General features: G+C 70.8%; 9 protein-coding genes. 5 read left to right on the forward strand and 4 right to left on the reverse strand.

The genetic code is table 11. The features are described from left to right. The coding region (locus A612_RS02395) for a YihY family inner membrane protein (RefSeq protein ID WP_019373007.1) at positions 1 to 857 on the reverse strand (857 nt) is incomplete at its 3' end. A gap of 21 nt (positions 858 to 878) precedes the next feature. Between A612_RS02395 and A612_RS02400 the strand changes: the two genes are divergently transcribed. After that, positions 879 to 1,301 (forward strand): DUF2069 domain-containing protein, encoded by a 423-nt coding sequence (locus A612_RS02400; protein WP_051001396.1) that lies wholly within the window; start codon positions 879 to 881, stop codon positions 1,299 to 1,301. A 39-nt stretch (positions 1,302 to 1,340) separates the two neighbouring features. Then, a complete protein-coding gene (locus A612_RS02405) occupies positions 1,341 to 2,768 on the forward strand; it encodes an FAD-binding oxidoreductase (RefSeq protein ID WP_019373009.1) in 1,428 nt (475 codons plus the stop codon). Positions 2,769 to 2,797: 29 nt separating this feature from the next. On the opposite strand, the gene A612_RS02410 is transcribed toward A612_RS02405, so the two are convergent. Beyond that, positions 2,798 to 3,304, reverse strand: coding sequence for a hypothetical protein (locus tag A612_RS02410; RefSeq protein ID WP_040435716.1), 507 nt, complete (start codon positions 3,302 to 3,304; stop codon positions 2,798 to 2,800). Between the two features lie 115 nt (positions 3,305 to 3,419). On the opposite strand from A612_RS02410, the gene A612_RS02415 reads away from it, so the two are divergent. From A612_RS02415 to xth, 3 genes are read left to right on the forward strand one after another with little or no spacing between them, the layout of a single operon-like run. Beyond that, the gene (locus tag A612_RS02415; protein WP_040435715.1) at positions 3,420 to 4,232 is read left to right on the forward strand and encodes a thymidylate synthase; all 813 of its coding nucleotides are present in this window, start codon (positions 3,420 to 3,422) and stop codon (positions 4,230 to 4,232) included. Between the two features lie 15 nt (positions 4,233 to 4,247). Next, positions 4,248 to 4,748, forward strand: a complete 501-nt coding sequence (locus tag A612_RS02420) for a dihydrofolate reductase (RefSeq protein ID WP_019373012.1) — start codon at positions 4,248 to 4,250, stop codon at positions 4,746 to 4,748. A gap of 25 nt (positions 4,749 to 4,773) precedes the next feature. Beyond that, positions 4,774 to 5,553 carry an exodeoxyribonuclease III gene (xth, locus tag A612_RS02425; RefSeq protein ID WP_019373013.1) on the forward strand — a complete coding sequence of 260 codons (780 nt, stop codon included), beginning with the start codon at positions 4,774 to 4,776 and terminating at the stop codon, positions 5,551 to 5,553. A gap of 86 nt (positions 5,554 to 5,639) precedes the next feature. Here xth and A612_RS02430 read toward each other — a convergent pair whose 3' ends face one another. Beyond that, positions 5,640 to 6,590: a ferritin-like domain-containing protein gene (locus A612_RS02430; protein ID WP_019373014.1), complete on the reverse strand. Its 951-nt coding sequence runs from the start codon at positions 6,588 to 6,590 to the stop codon at positions 5,640 to 5,642. A 104-nt stretch (positions 6,591 to 6,694) separates the two neighbouring features. After that, on the reverse strand, positions 6,695 to 7,032 hold a 338-nt coding region (locus A612_RS02435; RefSeq protein WP_019373015.1), incomplete at its 5' end, for a hypothetical protein.

The following is a 7,032-nucleotide window of genomic DNA, read 5'->3' on the forward strand; positions in this document are numbered from 1 at the left end:
CTCGGCAGGTAGGCCGCCACCACCGCCCCCAGCAGCACGATCACCCAGGCAACGTAGATCCACAGCAACAGGATCGGCAGCGTGGCAAAAGTGCCGTAGAGCACGGAGTAGGTCGGCACCGACGCGAGATACAGCACCAGCACATTCTTCGCCAGGGAAATGCCCGTCGCGACGAACAGCCCGCCCGCCCAGGCGTGGCGCCACTGCACGTGCGTGTTCGGCACATAGTGGTAGAGCGCTGCCATGCCGCTGGCCAGCACCAGGAACTCGATGCCGTCGAACAGCAGCCGTGCCCCGCCCGGCAAGGCCTCCCCGAGCCCCTGCGAGGCCGCCGACGCCACCGCACTGGTCAGCGCCAGGCTGCCCGCCAGCACCAGCGGCCCGAGGGTCAGGGCCGCCCAGTAGATCAGCACGCGCTGCCCGAGCGGGCGCAGGCGCCGCACGCGCCAGATGTTGTTGAGCGTGCGGTCGATGGTCAGGATCAGCGCCAGCGCCGTCACCGTGAGAATGGAAAATCCCACCGCCCCCAGCCGGCTCGCCTGCGCCGCGAACTGGGTGATGTAGTCCAGCACCTGGCGCGAGATGGTCACCGGAATCAGGCTGTCCATCAGCCAGCGCTCGAGCACCTGCTGCATCTGTGCAAAGGTCGGGAAGGCCGTGAACACCGCCAGCGCCACCGTCATGAGGGGCACCAGCGCCAGCAGCGTGGTGAAGGTGAGGCTGCTGGCCGTCAGCCCCAGCCGGTCCTCGCGGTAGCGCTCGCGCAGCGTGTGCACCGTGGTGCGCCACGGGAACTGCGAGAGCTGCAGCAGCCAGGCCTCCAGGCGCTGCGCGGCAAGCTGTGGGGTCAAGGCCATGGCCGATATGATGCCAGCCCGATGCCTGCTCCCGCCCCTGCTCCCTCTTCGCCCGGCCTTTCCGTGGTCGGCACGGACGTGGCCGCCACGCGCTGGCTGGCCGTCGGCAGCCTGCTGGCCCTGATCGCGCTCAGCGTCGCCTGGGAGATGTGGCTCGCGCCGCTGCGCCCGGGCGGCTCCTGGCTGGTTCTCAAGGCCTTGCCGCTGGCCGTGCCGCTGGCCGGCCTGCTCAAGCGCCGCATGTACACCTACCGCTGGGTCAGCCTGCTGGTCTGGCTGTACTTCACCGAGGGCGTGGTGCGCGCCTGGGGTGACGCCGCTCCGGGCCGCTGGCTGGCCCTTGCCGAGGTGGCGCTCTGCCTGGTGCTGTTCCTGGCCTGCGCGCTGCACGTGCGGCTGCGCCAGCGCGCGGCCCGGGCCGCGGCGCCCGCGCTGCCGGCCTGAGGCTGCGCCCCCCATCTTGCCTTTCCGAGGATCCGCGACATGACTGCTGCTGCCCTGCTCGACACCCTGCGCCAGACCGTCGGCGCCGCCCACGTCTTGACCGAAGGCGACCTGAGCGCGTGGGAGCAGGACTGGCGCCGGCGCAAGAGCGGCCGCGCCCTGGCCGTGGTGCGCCCGGGCAATACCGCCGAGGTGGCGGCCGTGGTGCGTGCCTGCGCGGCCTTCGGCACGGCGCTCATCCCGCAGGGCGGCAACACCGGGCTGTCGGTGGGCAGCACGCCCGACGCCAGCGGCACGCAGCTGGTGCTGAGCCTGTCGCGCCTGAACCGCGTGCGCGGCATCGACGCGGCCAACCTGACGATGACGGTGGAGGCCGGCTGCATCCTGCAATCCGTGCAAGAGGCGGCCGCCCAGGCAGGCTTTCTCTTTCCCCTGTCGCTGGCGGCTGAAGGCAGCTGCACCATCGGCGGCAACCTGGCGACCAACGCCGGGGGCACGCAGGTGGTGCGCTACGGCAACGCCCGCGATCTGTGCCTGGGCCTGGAGGTGGTCACGCCGCAAGGCGAGGTCTGGGACGGCCTGTCGGGCCTGCGCAAGGACAACACCGGCTACGACCTGCGCAACCTGATGGTCGGCAGCGAGGGCACGCTGGGCGTGATCACCGCCGCCACGCTGAAATTGCACGCCCGTCCGGTGGCGCAGCTCACGGCCTGGGCAGCCGTGCCCTCGATGGAGGCCGCCGTGCAGCTGCTGGGCCTGGCGCACCGCCACCTGGGGGCGGGGTTGACGGGCTTCGAGGTCATGAACCAGTTCTCCCTGTCGCTGGTGGCGCGCCACATGCCGCAGCTGCGCGTGCCCTTTGTGGGCATGGACGGGGCGCCCTGGTGCGTGCTGCTGGAAAACAGCGACAGCGAGAGCGAGGAACACGCACGCGCGCGCTTCGAGCACCTGATGGAGCGGGCCTTCGAGGACGGCTGCGCGCTGGACGCCGTGGTGGCGGGCAGCATCGCGCAGGCGCGCGAGCTGTGGCACGTGCGCGAGAGCATTCCACTCGCACAGGCCGAGGAGGGCCTGAACATCAAGCACGACATCTCGGTCGCCGCCTCGCGCATTCCCGCCTTCATCGCCCACACCGACGCCCTTTTGGCGCGCGAGGTGCCGGGCGCGCGCCTGGTCACCTTCGGCCACCTGGGTGACGGCAACCTGCACTACAACGTCCAGGCGCCCAAGGGCGGCGACGCAGCCGCCTTCCTGCGCGAGCAGGAGCCGCGCGTGAATGCGCTGGTCTACGACGCCGTGGCGGAGCACGGCGGCTCGTTCTCGGCCGAGCACGGCGTGGGCACGCTGAAGGCCGAAACCCTGGTGCAGTACAAGTCCCCCGTGGCGCTGCGCATGATGCGCGCCATCAAGCAGGCCCTGGATCCGCAGGGGATCATGAATCCGGGCTGCGTGCTGCTCGAGGACTGATCCGGGCCACGCCGCAGCGCCCGGGCCGCTCAGCCTTCCCCAGCGTTCTGCAGCAGGGTCCGCACGTCCTGCGGCCAGGGCACCACGGCTCCCTGCGGATCGGTGAACTCCTGGGCGCGGCCGCGGTGCCTGAGCCACACCCGCAGGGCGTCGCGCTGCGGATCGATGGCGATCGCCGCCTGCTCACTGCCCCCCTGATGGGGGCGGTTGCCGGTGACGAACCAGACACCTCCCTCCTGCGACAGAGGACCGGCGACCTGCATGTTGGCCAGCAGCGCCGCGTAGTGCTCCGGCCCCAGCAGCGCCTGCAGGCGCGCCGCCAGCGCGCCCTGGCGCAGGTAGTCGTGGCCGTCGTGGTGGTACGTGCCGAGCCAGGGGCGCAAACTCGCCAGCGCCTCCTGCCCGGCTGAGGAAGGCTGCGCGGCGGTCGCCGCCGGGCGCGCCGCCTGCGGGCCACTGCAGGCGGCCAGGGACAGCACCGCCCCGCTGGCGAGGACCACGGCGGCAACGGAAGTGCGGCGGATGAGAGAGGGCATGCAAGGGTTCTCCGGAAAAAGACGGGGCTTGCCATTGTCGATGCGGGCCGCGGCGGCCCACGTGGGATACTTGCCCTTTTTCTGCCCTGCGTGCGCCGCCGCGGCGCCTTTCCCGATGACCACCCGCACCGTCCCAACCCCATACGAAGACTTCATGCGCCATGTGTACGCGCACGGCGTCGCCAAGGGAGACCGCACGGGAACCGGCACGCGCAGCGTCTTCGGCCACCAGATGCGCTTCGACCTGCGCGCGGGCTTTCCGCTCATCACCACCAAGCGCGTGCATTTCAAGAGCGTGGCGCTGGAGCTGCTGTGGTTCCTGCGGGGCGAGAGCAACGTGCGCTGGCTGCAGGAGCGCGGCGTCACCATCTGGGACGAGTGGGCGCGCGAGGACGGCGATCTGGGCCCTATCTACGGCGTGCAGTGGCGCAGCTGGCCGACCCCGGACGGCGGCCACATCGACCAGATCCAGCAGGTCATCGATACCCTGAGGAACGACCCGGACTCGCGCCGCATCCTGGTCAGCGCCTGGAACGTGGCGGAGCTGGACCGGATGGCGCTGATGCCCTGCCACACCCTGTTCCAGTTCTACGTCGCCGAGGGCCGGCTGTCGTGCCAGCTCTACCAGAGAAGCGCCGACATCTTCCTGGGCGTGCCCTTCAACATCGCCAGCTACTCCCTGCTGACCCACATGGTTGCGCAGCAATGCGACCTGGGGGTGGGCGACTTCATCTGGACCGGAGGGGATTGCCACCTCTACAACAACCACCTGGAGCAGGCGCAGACGCAGCTCGGGCGCGAGCCCTATCCTTTTCCTCAGCTGCACATCCGCCGCCGGCCGGCCTCGATCTTCGACTACGAGTTCGAGGACTTCGAGATCCTCGGCTACGAGCACCATCCGGCCATCAAGGCGCCGGTGGCCGTCTGAGCGGCTGGCCAGCCCATGCAGGTCGCACTGATCTACGCGCGCGCCCTCAACGGCGTCATCGGCCGGGACGGCACCATGCCCTGGCACCTGCCCGAGGACCTGGCGCACTTTCGCGCGCTGACGCAGGGCTGCCCGGTCATCATGGGTCGCAAGACCTGGGATTCCCTGCCGCCGCGCTTTCGGCCCCTGCCCGAGCGCCGCAACATCGTCGTCACCCGCCAGGCGCACTGGCGGGCCCCGGGCGCCGAGCGCAGCGCCAGCGTGGAGGATGCCCTGGCGCTCGCGCGCCGAGGCCATCCGGCCACGGCGTGGGTCATCGGTGGCGCCCAGATCTACGCGCAGGTCCTGCCGCTGGCCGACCGCGTGGAAGTGACGGAGATCGGCACCGCCTTCGAGGGCGACGCGTGGGCGCCCGAGCTGGGCCCGGAATGGATCGAGACCCTGCGCAGCCCCCCCACCACCGGCGCCGGCGGGCTGCCCTACAGCTTCGTGCGCTACGAACGGCGCACCCCATGAAGACCCGATGCTGGAAAGAGCAGAGATGCAACTTGCCACCTGGAACATCAACTCGCTGACCGTGCGCCTCCCCCAGGTGCTCGACTGGCTCGCTGCCAATCCGGTGGACGTGCTCGGGCTGCAGGAGCTCAAGCTCGTGGACGAGAAATTCCCCCACGATGCCTTCCACGCCGCCGGCTACCAGGCCGTGAGCTTCGGCCAGCGCACCTACAACGGGGTCGCGCTCCTCAGCCGTACGCCCCTGGAAGAGGTGGTGCGCAACATCCCCGGGCACGACGACGACCAGGCGCGCGTCATCGCCGCGACGGTGGACGGCCCGGGAGGGCCCCTGCGCGTGGTCAACGGCTACTTCGTGAACGGCCAGGCTCCGGGCTCGGACAAATTCGACTACAAGATGCGCTGGCTGCAGGCGCTGCAGGAGTGGCTGCGCGGCGAGCTGGACCGCCATCCGCGGCTGGTGCTCATGGGGGACTTCAACATCGCCCCAGAAGACCGCGACTCCTTCGACCCCGTGGGCCTGGCCGGGACCATCCACCACACCGAAGAGGAACGGGCGCACTTCCAGGCACTGCTCGGCCTGGGTCTGGCCGACGCCTTCCGGCTGTTCGAGCAGCCCGAGAAGAGCTTTTCCTGGTGGGATTACCGAATGCTGGGCTTTCAGAAGAACCGGGGCTTGCGCATCGACCACATCCTGGTCAGCGAGGCGCTGCGCGCCCAGGTCAACGCCTGCCACATCGACCGCACGCCACGCAAGAACAAGCAGCCCAGCGACCACGCCCCGGTGGTCTTGCACCTCGCGGCCTGAGGCCGGGGCATATTGGCTTGCCGCATGAAAAAACCGGCCCCCGGAAGGGGCCGGTCTTCTGTGGCGCCAATGCCGGCCTGCCGACCTCAGGAAGCGGCGTTGTAACGGTCGCGCAGTGCCTTGATCTCGTCGTGGTTGCGCTGCACCCCCTGGGCCTGGCGCTCCACCAGCGCACGCACGCTGGGGGGCAGGTTGGCCTTGAGCGCCTTGCGGTAGCGGGCCACCGCGGCGTCTTCGCCGCGCTCGCACTCGTTCAGCACCGCCTTGTCGTCGTTGGCGGTCAGTGCCGTCTTCACCGACACCCAGCCGCGGTGCATGGCGCCCGTGACCGTGCCGCCGGAAGCCGGCTCTCCGCCGTGGTTGCGCACCTCGCGCTCCAACTCGGCCGCGGCCGCGGCGCATTCCTGCGCATGGCGCTCCAGGATCTGCTTGAGCTCCGGGCTGTCCGCGTGCTCCGCGGAAGTGCGAAAGCCATACTCGCCGTCGCGGCTGCATTCCAGCAGATCATTGAGCACGTCCACCACTTCCTCATTGCGAAGCGTGCCGGTGCCAGTGCCCGCGGGGGCGGCTGCGGCGTTGCGCCGTGCGCGCTCCCAGGCGGCCTGCGTGGCCGGCCGGGCCTGTTCCCATTCCAGGGTGCTGGTGCCGCGCGCAGCACCCCAATCGCGCGACAGACTCGGCTCCACGGCGGCGAAATCGCCCTCGTAGCGGCCTGCCGAGCTCCAGCCCAGCTCGTAGGCGGGGCGGTATTCGTCATAGGTGCGGCCCGAGACGTAATAGGGCTCGCGCTGGTAACTCTCGCGCCAGTAGGCGTCCTCGGCCGTGGGGTTGACCGACTCGGCCGCTGCCTTGCCCGCCAGGCCACCCACCACGGCGCCGGCCACGCCGCCGACCGCCGCACCGATGGGCCCGCCGAAGGAGCCGGCGGCGGCGCCCGCCACGGCGCCCCCGGCCGCCCCCACCCCGGTGCCGACCGGGTGGGATCCGGGCTCGTTGGTCAGCGGGTCGCGGTTGGCATCATTCTTGTGTTCCGACATGTCTGGACTCCGGTTGGTTGAACAATGCGAGCCATTGTCAAAGTCCCTCCGGGTCCACCGGGTCGGCCCCGGTACCGCCTGCATGTAGGACGCGCGCCGCGCCCTCAGCGGTTCAAGCGCCCCAGCTCGCGCTTGATGCCGGCGACATCCGCCTCGGCGCGCGCCACACCGGCCTTCAACTCGGCCGTGCGCTCGGCGTAGGCCTGGGGATTGAGCTGCTCCTGCGCCGTCCGCTGCGGCGCGCCGTCGTTGTATTCGGTGCGCAGCTCGGCCAGCCTGGCCTCCGCCTTGCGCAGCTCCGCCTCGAGGATGGCACGCGCATCCGTGTCACGCGCCCGCTGCTCGGCCGTGTCGACGCGCGGGGCGCTGGGCGGCGAGGCGCTGGGACGCCCCCCCGGCGCCGGTGCGGGCGCCGCGCCACCGGCCGGCGCCGGCCGGGGCG

It is taken from the genome of Melaminivora alkalimesophila (genome assembly GCF_000282995.1).
Taxonomy (GTDB): Bacteria; Pseudomonadota; Gammaproteobacteria; order Burkholderiales; family Burkholderiaceae_C; genus Melaminivora; species Melaminivora alkalimesophila.